This window comes from Armatimonadota bacterium, assembly GCA_023511795.1.
Lineage (GTDB): Bacteria > Armatimonadota > UBA5829 > DTJY01 > DTJY01 > JAIMAU01.
The window spans coordinates 89,833-107,970 of record JAIMAU010000004.1; the positions used below are offsets into that span (position 1 = coordinate 89,833).

Genomic DNA, 18,138 nt, shown 5'->3' on the forward strand with positions numbered 1-18,138 from the left:
GAACTAGCTCAAAAGGTTCTACCACAGAGTTTTGTAACTCAATAATACCTAGAATATTCTAACCCACAAAGGATTTGATGTCAACCATTTGGAGTAATACCGCATATTTTCAAACTAGAAAGATGTGAAAAGCGCTTATTCTATGCTCAACAAGCACTTATTGCGTTGTACAACCATTGAAGTTTTTATAATTACTTTGCCTTATTAGATTTACCCCAAATTCGCCGCATAACTTTTAATAAAACCCCATTTCTCAAGTAAACCTTTCAATCGAATATAAGCAGGTTTTGGAGAGCAGTCGCCCCTCAGTAATCCACCATATGGCCAAAATGAGACAGCATCCGCCAAATCCCACCAACAAATGGCCTTTATATAGGGTTTCGAATAGCAGATTGTATAAATAGCCTCTACCCATTCTGCTTGCATTTCCTCTGTCCAATCTCCATGCCAGCCTGCTGATGCTTTTTTCCTTTGGCCATTTGGATCAATTCCTGGCGATGAAGAACAACCCATCTCAGTAATATGGATTGGCTTTCCTAACTTTGCATAACGGTCAAGAAGGCGGTCAATTTCAAAAAGGTCGTACTCAGGGTAATACATTTGCAAGCCGATTACTTCAAAATCAACACCATATCTAATACAATCTCGCAGGTAGGCATAAGGTGATCGCTTAGGTGGACCCATTTTAGGTGGCTTTGCCGCATATTCGCCCCAAAGGTGACAACAATTAATTATCCGCTGGACATTTGGGTCACCTTCGCGTGCGGCTTTGGAACACACCTTAGCCAGATTCGTCAGTTCCTCTGGCTTGAGTCGCAGAGAATTTGAGTAATCATGTGCCTCATTCATTATCTCGCAAAATTGAACTTTCCCAGCATATCTTGTACAAACTTGTTTTACAAGTTTGTACGCGGCCCGTCGGGTATGAGAATATGGCTTATTCTTCAGCCACTCCGGAGTCACACTAGCCGCAAGGTAAAAAGGTGGGCACAATTTGATTGCCATACCCATTGAGCGCAACCAGTTGACCTCCATATCCGTCCTATCGAAATTACGTACAGTCTCTGTGGGCGCATAATGGCTGAGGTAAAGGTGTGCTATGCCAAAGTTGAAAATTTCCTTGAATCTCTTATCATATTCATATCCCCTCGCCGGATGCCCAAATGAGTTGCACCCAAAATAGAAACCTTTTCTATGAACACCCATTTTCTCTATTCTGTGCTTAGCAACGGCAAGTGTGAGTTCCTCACCAGCAGCAAGCGTTACTGCTAAAGATTTGTATGGTGGTGCTTTCTCTGCGTCTGCCAACTCACGGTAAAACTCATTTGGCATTCGAATGCCCTCATGTTCAGCACGCTTAAGAGCTTCTCTTACCCGCATCAATCGAGTAGCAGCAGCTTCCTTTACAAAGTCTATGTCACCTGGCTTTGAGTATCCCTTCCCCTTGCCATCCGCATAGATAGTAACCTCTCCAAAACCTGGTATTTTAATCAAAGCACAAACTTGCACGGGTTTATCTGGAAGCACCACAGTCGCATATCCATCATGAACATAAGTGCGCGTTGGACATGGCTCGTCCGACAAGTCTCTGCAATGGAAGCGTTGTATAAAATCTTTTGACAACCTTTCACCTTGGACGTTGCGAAAATGCACACGTAATTTTCGCGCCTCATCAGCTGACAAGCCATCGATATGGGTAAGAATAACACAAAGCAAGAAAATTATAAGCTTTCTCATGTTTTTCCCTCATGGTTTGTTAGAAATTATATAACCACTCGTAATGTTTTGGAAATAGAAGATGAACCATAGTACCCAAAATCATATTGTTCATGGCATGCCAGGAGTACGCTCTGTGTCTGACAGGCATGCAGCGCATGATATAGAACTGCTCAGGCGCAAGTTTTGGATTGCGCTTATTTTAACTATTCCTGTGTTGGTTTATTCTAAAGAGGTCCAAGAATTACTTGGCTTCCGCCCACCAGCATCCCACTGGTCGGAATATATATCGTTCTCTTTCGGAACAGTCATTTTCTTCTATGGAGGAATCTTTTTTCTTAATGGAGCAGTTGGCGAACTAAAAACTCGCCAACCGGGGATGATGACGCTTGTTTCTATTGCCATCACGGTTGCATTCGTGTATAGCGCCCTCACAACCTTTCGTCTTGTACCAGGCAAGGCACTTTATTGGGAGCTCTCCACATTGGTTACAGTAATGTTGCTTGGCCACTGGATGGAAATGCAGGCAGTAGGAAAAGCAAAAGGTGCGCTTCAAGAATTAGCAAGACTCATGCCAGACGAAGCTGAACGAATTAAGGATGACACAATAGAGCGCATATCAGTAGGTGATATTCAGAAAGGTGATTTGCTACTAGTTCGCCCTGGTGCAAAGGTCCCAGCAGATGGTGAAGTTGTTAGCGGAGAATCCAGCGTTAACGAGGCAATGATCACTGGCGAATCCATGCCCGTGCGTAAATCTCCAGGATCGAAAGTCATCGCTGGCACAGTGAATGGCAATGGTTCACTGAGGGTAAGGGTGACAAAAGTTGGAGAGGAAACTATGCTTGCGGGAATCATGCGCCTAGTTGCAGAAGCTCAAAGCTCACGTTCAATGGCTCAAAACCTTGCCGACCGCGCAGCATACTGGTTAACAATAATCGCTATCACCGCTGGAGTACTTACGTTGCTCTTCTGGACCCTCTTGTCACCTCCTCAGCCATTCGCAAACGAGCCACGAGGTACCTTCGCGATTGTCCGAGCAGTAACTGTCCTTGTTATTGCCTGCCCACATGCACTTGGTTTAGCAATTCCACTTGTTATTGCCATTTCAACCTCACTTGCGGCTCGTAATGGGCTACTGATTCGTGACCGCCTTGCTCTTGAACAAGCAAGAAATCTTGATGTGGTTGTTTTTGACAAAACCGGCACGCTTACCAAGGGCGAGTATGGAGTTGTCGCTATCTATCACGTTGCAGGCTTAGACGAGAATGAGGTTCTAGCAATAGCTGCAGCAGTAGAAAAGGACTCAGAACATATACTCGCGCAAGCAGTGGTGCGGTCAGCCCAAGCGCGTAATCTTAGTATCCCTGATGCCGTGGACTTCAAGGCGCTACCTGGGCTCGGCGTTGAGGCCAAGATAGGGGGACGAACCATCCGGGTTGGCGGCCCTCGCCTGCTAGAATCACTCGGTCTCAATATCCCAGAAGAACTCAAGCACTCACTTGACCAATCCCGCAGAGCTGGTCAGACTCTAGTGTTTGTCTTGAATGAAGATGAAATACAAGCGGCAATTGCCCTAGCGGATGTAATACGCAGCGAGTCTAAAGAAGCGGTGATGGGGCTCAAAAGGATGGGTTTGCAAGTTGCCATGATGACCGGCGACAGCTGGGACGTCGCCAGATGGGTTGCTGAGGAGCTTGGAATTGATGAATACTACGCTAATTTGTTGCCTGAAGACAAGGCGAAACGCATACAACAAATACGCCAAGAAGAACGACGCGTAGCAATGGTAGGCGATGGTATTAATGATGCCCCAGCACTTGTTTTGGCAAACATCGGAATAGCGATTGGCGCAGGCACAGACATTACCATTGAGTCTGGTGGCATCATACTCGTGCGCAACGACCCTAGAGATATCTTTAAAATTATCCGCTTAAGCCAAGCAAGCTATCGTAAGATGGTTGAGAACCTCTTTTGGGCAACTGGCTACAATGTTGTTGCTATGCCGCTAGCTGCTGGCGTTTTTGCCAATAAAGGAATCATTTTCTCACCAGCACTTGGGGCGCTATTTATGTCTATTAGCACAATAATTGTAGCTGTGAACGCCCATCTATTAAGAAGATTAAAATTAGGAAGTCTACGATAGAAGTAATTACCCTGAACCTTAGACAACCGGAGAAACCAAAAAAGCTATAGCTTTCTTGTATTGCTTTGTTTAGAATCTCATATTTAGTTAATTAAAGAAACTTTCGCATGACGCTATGTATTTTGCCTAGCTTCCAACTCCATTCTAACCATCCAAATTAAAGGAAACGCCATGTATAAAAAAGTTGTCGTCGCCATCACAATTCCCGAATCATTCGTAGCCATTCCTACCACTGCTCCCGCAAGCATCCCAGCAAATGCAGCATTCATCATTGGGTGTTTGAGAAGTGTTCGCTTAAGGATGCCCACAGGTCTAATGAACAAGATAACCATTCCCACAATTAGGCAGAAAAACATATAGGTCCAGAATGAGTATTTAATCAATCTTAGGTTCATTGCCCATTTCCTTAATGCTAACTCTGCCAGTATATGGGGACCTAAAACTTTCGATTGAGTTATTGCCCTTCCAATGTGTGTTTTATGTTCAGAGTCAACCATTACGTTTGCAATTATGACACCCACAAACAATATGACAGCAACCACAACAACAAAAATAACCATTCTGAGCTTAGGGTGAGAACTATATGCGCGGAGTATCGAAAAGCCAAAGCCAGCAAGCATGGCCAGCATTCCACCAAAGTTCGTGCCAAAGTTGGGTGCACCCACCACCAATACTACTGCCATAAAAAGCAATGCTACTGGCACTATATGCTTCAAGTCCACAAACTTTTTGCGGTCGAGAAAGGAGAAAATACCCAAAATAAACGCACCCATAAGTACGCCAACGGATTCATTGCCAATGCCGTAGAATCTGAGGCCTATAATAGGGTCATAACCAAAGATCGAATGCTTCGATAACGGTGACTTTGCCAGCATATCGAACATGAAAACTGCGGCCACCCCTACCCCAGTAACTCCAAAGACGGTACAGGAATCTCTAATTTGGCTTAATACTAATGCCAAAATGAGAGAAGATACCACAAAATAGACTAAAACAACTGAAAATTTGAAAAGATGAAATGCAGGCGCAAGCAGCAGAATTGCTGGAGAAATTAGACAAGCAAGCATGAGGAATCTCAATCGCGAAGGATAAAGGATTGACCGCAATATCGGCAACCCAGGATTCTGCCAAATGACTCCCAGTATACCCATCGCCGTCACGATAATGACAATAGCTATATAGGTAAGAAGTACTGGCCTTCGACCATTAAACACTTGCGTTGTCTCTTCATTTAGCTTTTTAACTTGCCCAATGGAATCAGCAACATGCCTTGAAACTATTGGCTGTCCAAGCATACTAGGATGCGGTTTTATTCCAAAGAACTTTAGAACTGTAGGAGCTATATCGAGATTCGTTATCAAACCGTCTCTTTTTGTAACACTTGAAGTAACAACTCCGGGCGTCACGTCTGTGCCAACCATAATTATTGGGGTCAAACGTTCACCATTTGCATACGCGTCCGTATTAGGTGCCGGCACAATAAAAACAAGAAGGTAACGCTCAGTGGAGGCCTTTAGATACTTGTTTAAATCAACGAGGAAATGAGCGCATCCAGCCGCTGCCAATCGTTTGTAGTACTCGAACCTATTAGGCATGAGGTCCGCGCCTGCTGCTTCAACTCGTCCTCCATCACCAGCTTCGACAACTACGAACTTATCTCCACTAAGCTCCCGAATGCGATTTAAAATATACGCATAGTTCGTACGCATGCCAAACGGCCAATGCCCGTCACGGCTGGTTACTTTTTTGCTGACGTCTCCAGTTGAAACAACACCTCGCCTGTTCATGGGAATCATTACGCTTGGGCGGAACGGAGATGAGCCTCGGTCGGAATTGCCGTAAACAGCCGTTTTCACACCTGCGTCATAGAGAAGTTCGCCAAGAATGCCGGGGATTACATCATAATTAAGACCAGAATTGGCGGCAATAACAGCAGCTATTTTAGTTTGGAGTACTGCTGTAGGCTCTTTGAGGCTAAAGCCAGTGTTCCTTTGCCAGATTGTCGCGGCAGTCTCGCCACCTAGTTTTTCGTTTGCATTTGCTGCGTACCTTGAAAAAGCATCAATCGTTGGACGCTCGAAACCCATTCCACGCGTGCCAGCTCCAATGGTAACAGCGTTATCCTCGAAATTTTGACATGCCGCTGTTTTGTTATTCATCAGCCCAACGGCGCCAATGCGAATCAACTGCCTAAACTCTTGAATATCCCATCGGAGCATGTCGCTTAAAGACAGCCCTTCGAATGTAACAAGGACGACAGCTTTCCCCTCTGGTTGTGCTGGGTGCACACTTGCGAATAGCAATATAATTGATAGCCAAACTAGCCTTTTCATAGAATTTCCATATACAATTTCTGCGTTTCGTTGATCATAACCTCGCTACTGAACCGTTCACGCACCAGTCTTGCCCCTGTTTCGGCAAGTTGGCGTGCTAGGTCGGGGTCTGCAAGCAAACGACAAACTTGATTTGCAATTTCATAAGGATTCCCTGGCTCGGCAAGAAGTCCGCTAATCTCATCATCAACAATCTCCACGATGCCACCCGTCCGAGAAGCAACAACGGGGATTCCTTGAGACAGTGCCTCGACCAAGGTCAGGCCAAAACTCTCCCGCGTAGAAGCTAAGACAAAGACATCGAATGTTCGCACGATATCAAGCGCATCTCTGCGGAAACCAAGAAAATCAATCTTATCCCGTATGCGAAGTGACTCTGCAAGCAATTCGAGAGATTGTCGCTGAGGCCCATCCCCTACGATACAGAACCTTGCCTGCGGAAACTGCTCGGCAATCAACGCTGCCGCATGGATAAAGTAGTCCACACCTTTTTGAGGCGCAAGCCGTGATACTGTGCCCACAAGCATTCCATTCTTTATTTTGCGTTCGATAGGGGCAAATGTGACGCCATTGTAAATTGTAACAATTTTGGAAGGTTCAATCTTTTGTTCAGAAATCAACTCATTCTTTAGCGCATTAGAAACGGTAATGATTCTATGAGTGAAGCGGGAAAGGAACCACCCTATGCCACCAATCAAAGCCCGTTTGAGATATGTAGTACGCTCGTCAAATATGAAAGCATGTTCTGTTAGAATGAGTTTTGGACGCCGAGCGATAGAAAGCGCAGCCAATCGACCCATTAGGCCTGCTTTAAAGCTATGCATATGAAGAATATCTGGCTTTAGCTCTTGGAGAATCCGCCTAAGTTTTGTTATTGCAAAAAAATCCTTCGATATGCTTATCTCTCCAACCATGTCCAATAGTATCGCAGGGATTCCTTTCTCTTGTACTTCTGCAAAAAGGGAAATTCTAGGTGGACAAATAACAATTGGTTCAAACTTCGACCTATCGAGCCCCGATAGGAGTGTTAAAAGATGTACTTTGATTCCACCCTCAGCCGGTCTGACAAGATAGGCTATTCGGATTTTTCTTCCACCCATGAGCTCTCTGTTTCCCATAGCTTTCTCTATTATATCAGGTATTACCTTTTATCTTTCATGAATAAGCTAATCCTTCAAGATAGTTTGATTTTCTGGGGGGAGTTTTGTGAGGAATTTAGAGCTTATTTAGCAGAAAGGTAGTTATAAATAAAGCAGTCGAACTTATTGAGAGTGATAGTTTGCCAAATAATTCGGAATATTAGCCATAGCTGGTTGATGTTCAGAAGGTCGGAGGCTCATCTCAACAGCAACCGTGGTCCCGCCGTGGCCAGTAGCCAAATATACTTTATCTGCAACAGTTAGAACAGCTTTATAGCCCATTCCCAACGTCCCAGCAGTTGAGTATCCTTTGACCAGCGCTACTTCAGGGAGAACTAATGCTTCTATGCCGGGACCACGGTCAGCGACCACAAACATTAGCCTATCATCTAACCTATGGAGCGATGCTGTACCTGAACCTGCATGTTTGAGGGCATTAGTTGTCAACTCACCCACACAAAGAACAAAGTCATAAATTCGAGATTGGTCCATCCCTTCAGTCTCTGCCAATTTGGCCACTTCATGTCTAATTACTCCTAAATCCTTACCACTTTTTATTTCCCATGATGCAATTGGTTTCCCAGCAATCTTTTCAATCTCTTCCTTTTCCGAGATTACAAGTTTCCCTTGGGTTGCTGCCAAAATAGTTTTCCGGTAGAACTCCCTCTTCTGCCTCTCCAATTCAAGCCGTCGCTCCTCTGCCTTTACACGCTCAGTAATATCAAGCAAGGTGCCGATAATCGCAGGCTTACCTTTAAATGTGGTACGCGTCCCATATACTTCAACATCTATGATACTCCCGTCTTTTTTTAGGCCCTTAAATGTGTAGTGGATGCTTTTCACTTCGCCTTTTATTCGCTTGCTTATGTTTTCTGCAACGAGAGCTCTACTCTCTGGAGCCGTTAGGTCTATTGCGGTTTTCTTTTCAATAATTTCATCAGGGGTATAACCAAATATTTCCGCAGCCCTCGGATTTACATATATTAACTTTCCGTTTTGGATTATGTAAACTCCAACTAGCGATTCTTCAACCAAACTCCTATACTTTGACTCAGCTTCCATAAGTGCTTCCTCGGTCTTTTTCCGGTCGAGCGCATTCGCCAGTATTTCGCCTAAAATTTTAAGGAGCACAACCGAGTCCTCAGACCATGTCTTCTCCTCCTTAACAGTCTCAAAACCTAGAAAACCAATGCTTACGCCCTGAGATATCATGGGTAAGGCAATAAATGACTTGACATCTTCTGATTCGAACACTTCCCTTTCTTTTGCATACTCCGGTGGCATTTCGCTAACGCGTGGTATAATGACCGGCTCGTACCCTGACAATCCTTTTTTCATAAGTGGGTAATCCTCAACTCTCATATTCTGAAAAAGATGAATTGTAGGCTCTACCCCTTCAGCACACCACTCGTACACATTGCTTACAGTCTTGCCGTCCTCGCTTATCAAGAATACAAAACTGCGGTCAGCACCAATAAAACTACCAATTACTCCCAAAGCTCGGTTGATACCTGCGTCAATCTCCTCGGGCGGAAGGTTTATGAACTTCGTGGATAACTCTACAATGACACGTTCAAGCTCCATCCTATATTTCAGTTGCTCTTCAACGTTCTTCCGCTCCGTCATATCTCGGGAAATTCCACGCAACCCAATTATTTTGCCATTTTCATCAAACATCGGCCTAGCATTCGTCTCAAGAAAGCGAATCGACCCATCTTTATGAAGAAATCTTGTTTGAATGCTTGTAATTTCTCTATTTTCTCGAATCGCTGATAAAAAAATTTGCTCAACATGTTCCCGGTCAGTAGGAATAACAAAGTCAAAACCATTGCGCCCTATTGTTTCATTTGGCTTGTAACCCAATATTTGTTCCACAGCTGGATTGGTAAACTTGATTCGTCCGTCGACGTCGATTTCCCATACCCAATCTGAAACACCTTCGACGACTTCGCGATATTGCGCTTCAGAAACTTCAAGAGACTTTGTTGCCCGCCAGGTTGAAGTGTAATCTTCATGTTGGACTACAACATTGCAAACCTTATCTTCAGCATCCTTAATGGCAAAAACAAACATTCGGAGAATTTTGCGGCTTGGGTGAACAGGAGAAATGTGCCGAACCCTAGCAAGGTCGTATTCCATTATAAACTCAATAGACCCACCATCTTCGAAGACCTGCCTGATTTTAGATGCAAAGCCCTGTCGAATGATCTCATTGTCTTTGAAAATGTTGTATTTTCCAACAATTTCTTCATCGCTTTCAATGCCCAAAAGTCGCCTGCAAGCCTCATTTTCAAAAATTAGCATACCTTCTTTGTCCAGGATCCATATGCATATCGGGCTGTGGCTTAAAACGGCAGAACAAATATTCTTAATGACGTCACCTACATTGGCTAGCTTGCACTTGTTACTTTTTTCGCTCATAAGGAAACAACTCGATTTCGGGATGTTTGTGCGGGCGGGAGTTGATATTTAAGTATACCCAATTTTGACAACATAAACGCTTGATTTGTCTGCTGAGATGAACCTAAAGCCCTAAGGACAACATGACTAATATTTGCTATAATTTATGGGTAGCTAAGAAAGCTCAAATGAACATCCAGAGTACAAATCCGCAAATGCAGAGGCTCAGAATTACTGTAAAGGGAATCGTCCAAGGGGTTGGATTCCGACCATTTATATATCACCTTGCGTGCAAGCATAGCTTAGCCGGTTGGGTTTGCAATACGAATGACGGCGTTTTAATTGAAGCAGAAGGCAACGAAGATAACCTCCAAGGATTTATGGAATCGGTCAAAACCGATGCCCCACCGCTTGCCGTAATTACAGATGTTTCTGCCGAACCTCTGCAACCCATTGGCGAATGCGAATTCATTATTCGCCACAGCCTAAGCAACTTCGAACCCCAGACAACCATCCCCCCAGACGTTGCTACATGCGCAGATTGCCTTGCAGACATCTCAAACCCTGCCAACCGAAGATATCACTACCCTTTTACAAATTGCACAAACTGCGGCCCTCGATTCACAATAATAGAACGAATACCCTACGATCGGCAAAATACAACAATGGCGGCCTTCGACATGTGCCCAGACTGCTTGGCTGAGTATGAGAACCCCAGCGACCGGCGATTTCACGCCCAGCCAAATGCCTGTCCTGTGTGCGGGCCCCACCTTATCATAGACAGTCAGAAATATACCAATGACTCTGAAGCCATCTCCAAAGCAGCCGAGATACTCCGCCGTGGAGAAATCCTTGCAATCAAGGGTCTTGGAGGATTTCATCTGGCTTGCGATGCCAGAAATACCAAAGCGGTAGGCACACTGAGAAAACGCAAGGGAAGAGCAAAGAAACCCTTTGCAGTAATGTGCGTTGATATCAATGAAGCCCGCCGAATTTGCGAAGTAGATCCAATTTCCGAAAAGCTACTTTTGTCATTTGAACGGCCAATTGTAATCATGCAAGCGCGCACAAATAACGGGATATCCCCTGAAGTTGCACCAGGAAATAATACGCTTGGTGTGATGCTTCCATACACTCCCCTCCACCATCTCCTACTTGCACAAAGCCCCCCAACGCTAGTAATGACTAGTGGAAACTTAAGCGAGGAACCAATAACTTACAAGGATGAGGATGCCAACCTCCGGCTGGGTCATATCGCCGACCATATCCTAATGCATAACCGTTCCATACACATGGCTTGCGATGATTCGGTGGCGCGAGCATTTTGTGATAAACCTATGCTGCTCCGCCGTGCAAGAGGTTACGTTCCTCAACCTATTAAAATTGACTTTAAAACGCCAATGATATTAGCATGTGGGGGTGACCTCAAAAGCGCATTTTGTCTCACAAAAGGGGAACTTGCAATTCTAAGCCAGCACCTTGGCGATTTGGAAAACGCGCAGACAATCGAACACTATAATTCAGTCGTCAAGCACTTTTGTGAGTTTTTTGATGTCAAACCAGAGATAATAGCTCACGATTTACATCCTGACTATCACTCTACAAGATTTGCTGAGTCGCTTCGATGCAAAAAAAAGATAGCGGTTCAGCATCACCACGCTCACATTGCAAGTTGTATGGCTGAAAATAATATATCTGGCAAAGTAATTGGAGTCGCTTTCGACGGCACAGGATATGGAACGGATGGCCAGATATGGGGGGGCGAATTCCTAATTGCAGATTTCAAAGATTTTCAGCGGGCGGCTCATTTGGCGTATATACCTATTCCGGGCGGCGAGGTAGCAATCAAAAAACCGTGCAGGATAGCAGCTGCATACCTTTTAAAAACCTTTGGTGATAGCGGCGAAAGAGTGGCTACCATGATAATGCCGTCATTCACACCTAAAGAAACACAAGTTGTTAAAATGCAAATAGATAGAAATCTCAACGCACCGCTTACCTCAAGCATGGGAAGGCTTTTCGATGCAGTCTCGGCCCTTCTAGGAATATGCACGGAGGTTACTTACGAAGGCCAAGCGGCAATTGAGCTTGAGGCAGCGGCTAGCCCTAATGGCGAACCGTATAACTTTGAGCTTATAATTGGTAAAGAGGACACCATTGAAATTGATGTTCGGCAAATGCTTAAACAGATAGTATTCGAAATAGAAAAAGGAACGCCATCTAGCATAATATCTAGTCGTTTTCATGCAACTATCGCTGAAATCATAAGCATAGTCTGCGCAAAACTGCGTGACTGCACAAATCTGAACCGCGTTGTTTTAAGTGGCGGGGTCTTCCAAAATATGGTGCTCCTTGGACTTTCAACAAAGAAACTCGAAAAACGAGGATTCGAGGTATTCTGCCACGCGCTTGTCCCACCCAATGATGGAAGCATCTCGCTTGGACAGGCTGTTATAGCAGCCGAAAGGTGGAATTGCCAATGTGCTTAGCAGTGCCAATGAGAATTACTGAGATAAGCGGAAATATAGCAGTGGTCGAGCAGGAAGGAGTATCTCGCAGAGTAAGAATTGACTTTATACCTAATCTTCAAGTAGGCGACTACGTCCTAATACACGCTGGAATTGCGATAGAGCGACTAAAAGCAGAAGAAGCCGAAGAAACACTCAAGGTAATTAGGACGTTGAACAAATGAGATACGTAGACGAATTTCGGGATTTTACGTTAGCTCGCACCATAGTAGAGAACATCAACAGGATTGCCGCAAGGCCTCTAACGCTTATGGAAGTCTGCGGCACCCATACAATGGCAATCGCTAGGTTTGGAATTAGAAATCTCTTGCCTCCGAATATTAGATTGATTTCCGGTCCTGGATGCCCCGTGTGCGTTACTCCCCAGGCAATAATCGACTGCTTCATCGAGCTAGGTCGTGCCCCCAATGTTATCTTGGCAACCTTTGGGGATATGATTAAAGTTCCAGGTAGTCGAACAACGCTCGAAGCTGAGCGCGCACGTGGAATTGATGTTCGAGTAGTATATTCTCCGCTCGATTCTGTCATAATTGCCCGCGAGAATCCCGAAAAGCAAGTGGTATTTTTTGGTGTTGGCTTTGAGACGACAATCCCTGCAGTAGCACTTGCTGTTCTGGAAGCTAGGGAACTTAGGCTGAACAACTTTAGCATTCTATCAGCGCATAAGCTGATACCACCAGCAATGATGGCTCTCGCATGCGACCCAGAAGTTGCCATCGATGGATTCATTTGTCCGGGCCATGTGAGTGCAATCATCGGAAGTGCAGCCTACGAACCCATCACCAGCAAATATGGCATTCCATGCGTAATCTCTGGCTTCGAACCGCTCGATATCCTTCAGTCAATTTTCATATTGACCAGGCAAATAATTGAGGGACAAGCTAAGGTGGAGGTTCAATACTCAAGAGTAGTAACACGAGAGGGCAACCCAGCGGCGATTAAGTGTCTTAGACAAGTTTTCGAGCCGGACGATTCTGAATGGCGAGGATTAGGGATTATTACAGGAAGCGGCCTTCGACTCCGACATGAGTTTGCAGAGTTCGATGCATCAAGGTTTGTCAATAATCAAATCCTGCGACCTATAGAAAACAAAGCCTGCGAGTGCGGCTCAATACTTAAAGGATTGAAAACCCCTTCCAAATGCCAAGCATTCGGCAACAAATGTACACCAGAGCACCCTTTAGGCCCTTGCATGGTCTCAACTGAGGGCGCATGCTCAGCAGAATATAGGTACGCAACAAGATGAACGACAACGTAATTCTTTTAGCCCACGGGGCAGGTGGCAAAAAAAGCGCAGAACTTATTCACAGTTTGTTTCTCCAATACTTTGATAACCCGGTGCTCAATAACCTAGGCGACTCGGCAATCTTAAATGCAAGGCCAGGCCAACTTGCGTTTACAACCGATTCTTTTGTAGTTGACCCACTTTTCTTTCCTGGCGGTGACATTGGGAAGCTAGCCGTTTGCGGTACCGTAAATGACCTTGCGGCAGTAGGAGCGCGCCCCATAGCATTGAGCACCGCCTTCATTCTTGAGGAAGGTCTGAAGTTGGAAACTCTGGAGCAAGTTGTGGCCTCGATGGGAACAGTGACAGGCGAACTCGGCATCTCAATAGTTGCAGGCGACACAAAAGTTGTGCCTCATGGCTCGGCAGACAAGATGTTTATAACCACGTCGGGCATCGGTTACCTGTCAGAAAACCAAAAACCTCCAGCGCCCAACCGCGCAAAACCAGGCGACATAGTTCTAGTCAGTGGAACAATCGGCGAGCATGGCATGGCTGTAATGCTGGCAAGAGAGGGAATCGAGTTTTCTACAAACATCGAAAGCGATTGTGCGCCACTCTGGGGCTTGGTGTCTTCCATGCTGGAAACAGCGTCTGACATCCACTGCCTTCGCGACCCAACACGCGGCGGACTGGCGGCAGCCCTAAATGAACTTGCTGTTCAGTCGGGTGTTTGTATCGAAATCGAGGAATCGGCAATTCCGGTAAACGAGGACGTTCGCGTGGCTTGTGAGCTACTCGGGATTGATCCCCTACATGTTGCGAATGAAGGTAAAATCATTGCTATTGTCCCTAAAGATGATGCAGAGGCAGTATTAGAAACGATGAAAGCCCACCCTCTTGGCAAGCATGCTGAAATCATTGGCTGCGTTAAATCTTCCCCCGCCGGGCGTGTCCACCTTCGAACCCCGATGGGAACGCTACGCATCCTCGACATCCCTTCGGGAGACATCTTGCCAAGAATTTGTTGACAGATAACAATAATATCAGCCTACGCAGCAAAATCAGCTATTCATTAGCCGAGGAATTACTGACTTAGACAGCAATCTATTATCGAAAATCTACCTTATATCTTTCAACATCAGCAGAAAGCTTAGGGTGCAGTACGGCTGTGGGTACTTGTAATACCTAACGCCTCCGACATATGAAATATATCACCTGGGGCGGGATGATTGATATCCACGGCCGCTTTAATCTGGTCCCGCTTCTCCCAATATGCCTGGATAAGCCGGGAATCCAACATGTTTTCAAACACGTTAGCAAACTCACTTTGCGTCTGCGACTTAAAACAAGTAAAATAATCACATAACGCCAGGGTCAAGAGATACTCATCGGGGGATGATTCAACCTGGGGAGATGCTCGCTGACTACACAGTGCTTCAACTAGGCGAGCAAATGCGCTGTCGCAGGTCCGATATAAGCTTGGATTTACTTGCTGAATTGCCTCAAACACATCGTCAAAACTGGTATACCAACCGTGATTGTATAGGATTAAAGCAATAATCCTCTCATTTTGCTTTATTATATCTGCAGGTAGACTTCTAATCCTAAATATCCCATATGTGCTAGCCACGCTTGAACCATATAACTTTTTAAAGTACTCAAAATCTGACCCACTAGTTATCTCGGGTACGCCAGCTTGCTTCAACATAGAATATAAAAACAGGTTGGATGAATAACCAGGTGGGACTGTCTTTTCGACTATTATAAACCCATTTCTAGTGAACCATGAAAGCGCTTGCTCAGCCCACCTACCATAAAAATAGAAGCTAACCATATTTGCTATGCCTTCTTTATAGGTCATTGACATGTCGGGAATAGCTTCGATGAAGTAATGGTTTTCATCCGCACCATAATAATAGTTGCCATACATATGTGTGCGGTCTTCCGACAAATCCTGAGCATGCATCAATTCATGGCAAAAAGTCGCAAGAATTGAGCTAAAGTCCGGAAATTGCGAGGTGTCATTTAACCAATATGAACCAAAAGTTATACTGGGCGGGGCGGTATCCGTACCTGCGTACGAACAAGGCCAAGCATGACCACTATCCAGGCAAGCATCGTACCAAGTGGGGTTTGTGTTTGTGATTGAAGTATTCAAATCGTCAATGAAATATATGGTAACAGACTTTTCCGTAATACGCAGAAGTCTCTCGATAATATTCCTAAAATGATTGCAATCTGCCCCTGACACTGTGCCTCCACAAGCCGCTTTTATTATTTTCCTAAACTTGTCACAAGATTGACCAGTATAAGGTGCGCCCGACCCGCTCCCATCCAACACCTGCTGAACGTTGATACGCTGGGCAGTCCCTGTAGTGGAATTCGGGTTTGCAACAAAACGGAAATCGAGTTTGCTCTTTATATATTGCACATCAGCAGCCTGCATAACATTCGCAAATATCATAATTAAGCAGACGGCGAAAAGAACCTTTAAAATTGTTGGCATGTGTTTTTTCATGATATGCCTCCATTCCCTTGTGCAGATGCTTGGGTGGGCAATTCATCACAGAATATAAAGTCGTCGGTAGCGCTCTTGCGGCCTGAAGTTATCGTTTGGCCACCTCTAAGCCGCCAAGTTATCTCATAGCTATACTGAAGCTGGTCCGCGGGGTGAATGTATTCGAGGGTTTGCGAAAGCTGGCCACTCGCCGGATTAAGCGCTGCTTGCTTTACTTGTTCGACATCGCCAAGCTTATAGAATAACTTCACTGTGATTAGCCTGACCCCTGTTTGTTGAATTATATTTGGGTCTGCTTCCAAATGTATTGTCCTCTTAAGATAAGGCGGTGTAACCGTAATGGCAAAATTACTGGACTTTTGCCACCCCATTTCTACCTCCTTGCCCCCGTGGAAACTCCAAACCGTCTTATACTCATAATCCATCCACTTGTCGCGGTCCTTGTCGTCCTTCCAACCATACATAAGCCTAAAGTAATTGCCATTCTGGTTGAAATTTATGCGGTCAATGCGAATCTCGTCGTTAGTCTGAGCGCCTCCTTCGTGGATTTTTCGCAACCTCACAGCAACATAATTAACATAATTTGCGAAATCGGAGGCGTTCTGGCCATCCAAATAGACGCTTATCTCACGTTGCTTGAAGACAGGATCGTCAAGGTTTACTTCAAAGAAATGTCTGCGATCACTCATAAGTTTGGAAAGGTTTCCAATGTTTTCGTCAAATCTAAGCTGTAGGGTATCGGACATATATTTTTTAAAACTCATTTGGAACTTGCCAGTTCTGCGAACCTTCTTCATAGTATAGGAGGCAATCAACGAGAAAGAAGGCTCACTTTGTTGTGAGCTTCGCACTGACTGACCGTCTTGCGTCTCCCTATCTGATACTGGCACAGGTCGCTTTCCCCTTAAGTCTTGGCTTTGGTGTCGCCTAAACGGCCCTGGAGGACGAGCGGGTTCTTGCTCATCGGAAGAAGTTGCAGGAGAAGTAGTTTGCTCACCTGCAGAATCTGTTTCAGACGTTTCCGAAGACACTTGTTCACTCACGTGAGACGACTGGCCTTGTTCCAAACGCTGACCACCTTCATCTCCAACGCCGTTCCGCTTGTCCGCCCTAGCAGCAATCATTGTTTGAATCCAATCAAACTGATTGGGAACCAGACTTGCACCCAAACTCCGAGACTGTTGCCGTTGGGTTCTGAGAAATTCTGAAGCCTTGTCAAGCAATCTGGTTGCACTTCCCTGCTCCGACGCGCTTTCTTGAATCTTATCGAACATTGCCTCACAAATCTTACCGTAAGCCATTCCGATTAGCGTATCCATCCTGGCATCTTCGCCTTTGACCACAAGTTTGATAGCACCAGTATCCCTTAATTCGTCAAAGGCATCGCGGATTTGAAAGCCTAGGTAACTGCTAGCGAAGGCTGTTGAGAAATCTCTGTGGCTATATATTTTCTCCCATTCAGCCTCCAGCGTTGCATCGTAAGGATTCCGGTAGCCTGCCAACTCCATCTCAAAGGTAAAGCTAATGTCTGGAGTAGCCGTTTTGAAACTTTCCCAGAGCAATGTTGCCCCCAGCTTGGTAAGCCTAATACTGATTGCCGCTTTTTCACCATCGAGAATGGGTGCGTTGCCTAGCCCAAGTACCTTGGTTGTCCAATCCCCATTTTCTTGTTGAAAGCTTGAGACTATACCAAACTTTCCGGACTTGAATATGACTGGTCCTGCTATATTGGCACCTGGGATTTTCCGCCTTAGCTCAGCTTTGGCCTCTGCAAGCTGCTCCTCGGTTGCTCCAAGCTGTACCAAGCAGTGAAGAATTCCACCGCCCTCACCTTCTTCTGATTCCGTTCCACCGGGAGTGCCTGCAACGTTTTTTACAAACTTAATAAAGCTAAACTGCGGCTTGCCATCGTCACCCACAGCCAAACGCGCTTTGTCCGGTACATAGTAATAGGTTTTAGGATCGTCGAAATCCTGAAATAAGGTCAATTGACCTGCTTTCACGCTCTTATCTAGGAGAATCTCTTGCCCACAGCCAAACCCAAAAGCTCCAAATACGCCAACGAGAATTGGAACAATACGAAATATTACTCTCATATACCTCAACTCCTTCCAGGTTCTTGGGTGACAT

The 18,138-nt window shown here is 45.3% G+C and carries 11 protein-coding genes; 5 read left to right on the plus strand and 6 right to left on the minus strand.

Translation table 11 applies throughout. The features are described from left to right. Positions 1 to 210 precede the first annotated feature (210 nt). Complete coding sequence (locus K6T99_06020) at positions 211 to 1,737, minus strand: endo-1,4-beta-xylanase (protein MCL6519370.1); 1,527 nt, start codon at positions 1,735 to 1,737, stop codon at positions 211 to 213. Positions 1,738 to 1,834: 97 nt separating this feature from the next. On the opposite strand from K6T99_06020, the gene K6T99_06025 reads away from it, so the two are divergent. Continuing rightward, positions 1,835 to 3,862 carry a heavy metal translocating P-type ATPase gene (locus K6T99_06025; GenBank protein MCL6519371.1) on the plus strand — a complete coding sequence of 676 codons (2,028 nt, stop codon included), beginning with the start codon at positions 1,835 to 1,837 and terminating at the stop codon, positions 3,860 to 3,862. 113 nt (positions 3,863 to 3,975) lie between these two features. Here K6T99_06025 and K6T99_06030 read toward each other — a convergent pair whose 3' ends face one another. The 3 genes from K6T99_06030 to K6T99_06040 all read right to left on the minus strand — a co-directional run bounded on the left by K6T99_06030 (position 3,976) and on the right by K6T99_06040 (position 9,755). Beyond that, positions 3,976 to 6,195 (minus strand): hypothetical protein, encoded by a 2,220-nt coding sequence (locus K6T99_06030; GenBank protein MCL6519372.1) that lies wholly within the window; start codon positions 6,193 to 6,195, stop codon positions 3,976 to 3,978. Beyond that, a complete protein-coding gene (locus K6T99_06035) occupies positions 6,192 to 7,313 on the minus strand; it encodes a glycosyltransferase family 4 protein (protein MCL6519373.1) in 1,122 nt (373 codons plus the stop codon). Before K6T99_06035 ends, K6T99_06030 begins: the two co-directional genes overlap by 4 nt. Positions 7,314 to 7,457: 144 nt before the next feature. Then, on the minus strand, positions 7,458 to 9,755 hold the full coding sequence (locus K6T99_06040; GenBank protein ID MCL6519374.1) for a PAS domain S-box protein: 2,298 nt from the start codon (positions 9,753 to 9,755) through the stop codon (positions 7,458 to 7,460). 194 nt (positions 9,756 to 9,949) lie between these two features. Between K6T99_06040 and hypF the strand changes: the two genes are divergently transcribed. From hypF to hypE, 4 genes are read left to right on the plus strand one after another with little or no spacing between them, the layout of a single operon-like run. Then, positions 9,950 to 12,223, plus strand: coding sequence for a carbamoyltransferase HypF (hypF, locus tag K6T99_06045; GenBank protein ID MCL6519375.1), 2,274 nt, complete (start codon positions 9,950 to 9,952; stop codon positions 12,221 to 12,223). Next, positions 12,214 to 12,426, plus strand: a complete 213-nt coding sequence (locus K6T99_06050; GenBank protein MCL6519376.1) for a HypC/HybG/HupF family hydrogenase formation chaperone — start codon at positions 12,214 to 12,216, stop codon at positions 12,424 to 12,426. The genes hypF and K6T99_06050 overlap by 10 nt, the downstream gene beginning before the upstream one ends. Beyond that, complete coding sequence (gene hypD / locus K6T99_06055) at positions 12,423 to 13,508, plus strand: hydrogenase formation protein HypD (protein ID MCL6519377.1); 1,086 nt, start codon at positions 12,423 to 12,425, stop codon at positions 13,506 to 13,508. Before K6T99_06050 ends, hypD begins: the two co-directional genes overlap by 4 nt. Then, complete coding sequence (gene hypE / locus K6T99_06060) at positions 13,505 to 14,518, plus strand: hydrogenase expression/formation protein HypE (GenBank protein ID MCL6519378.1); 1,014 nt, start codon at positions 13,505 to 13,507, stop codon at positions 14,516 to 14,518. Before hypD ends, hypE begins: the two co-directional genes overlap by 4 nt. A 122-nt stretch (positions 14,519 to 14,640) precedes the next feature. Here the strand turns inward: hypE and K6T99_06065 are convergent, their stop codons facing one another. Beyond that, the gene (locus tag K6T99_06065; protein MCL6519379.1) at positions 14,641 to 16,008 is read right to left on the minus strand and encodes a hypothetical protein; all 1,368 of its coding nucleotides are present in this window, start codon (positions 16,006 to 16,008) and stop codon (positions 14,641 to 14,643) included. Continuing rightward, positions 16,005 to 18,104 carry a hypothetical protein gene (locus K6T99_06070; protein ID MCL6519380.1) on the minus strand — a complete coding sequence of 700 codons (2,100 nt, stop codon included), beginning with the start codon at positions 18,102 to 18,104 and terminating at the stop codon, positions 16,005 to 16,007. The genes K6T99_06065 and K6T99_06070 overlap by 4 nt, the downstream gene beginning before the upstream one ends. Positions 18,105 to 18,138 lie beyond the last annotated feature (34 nt).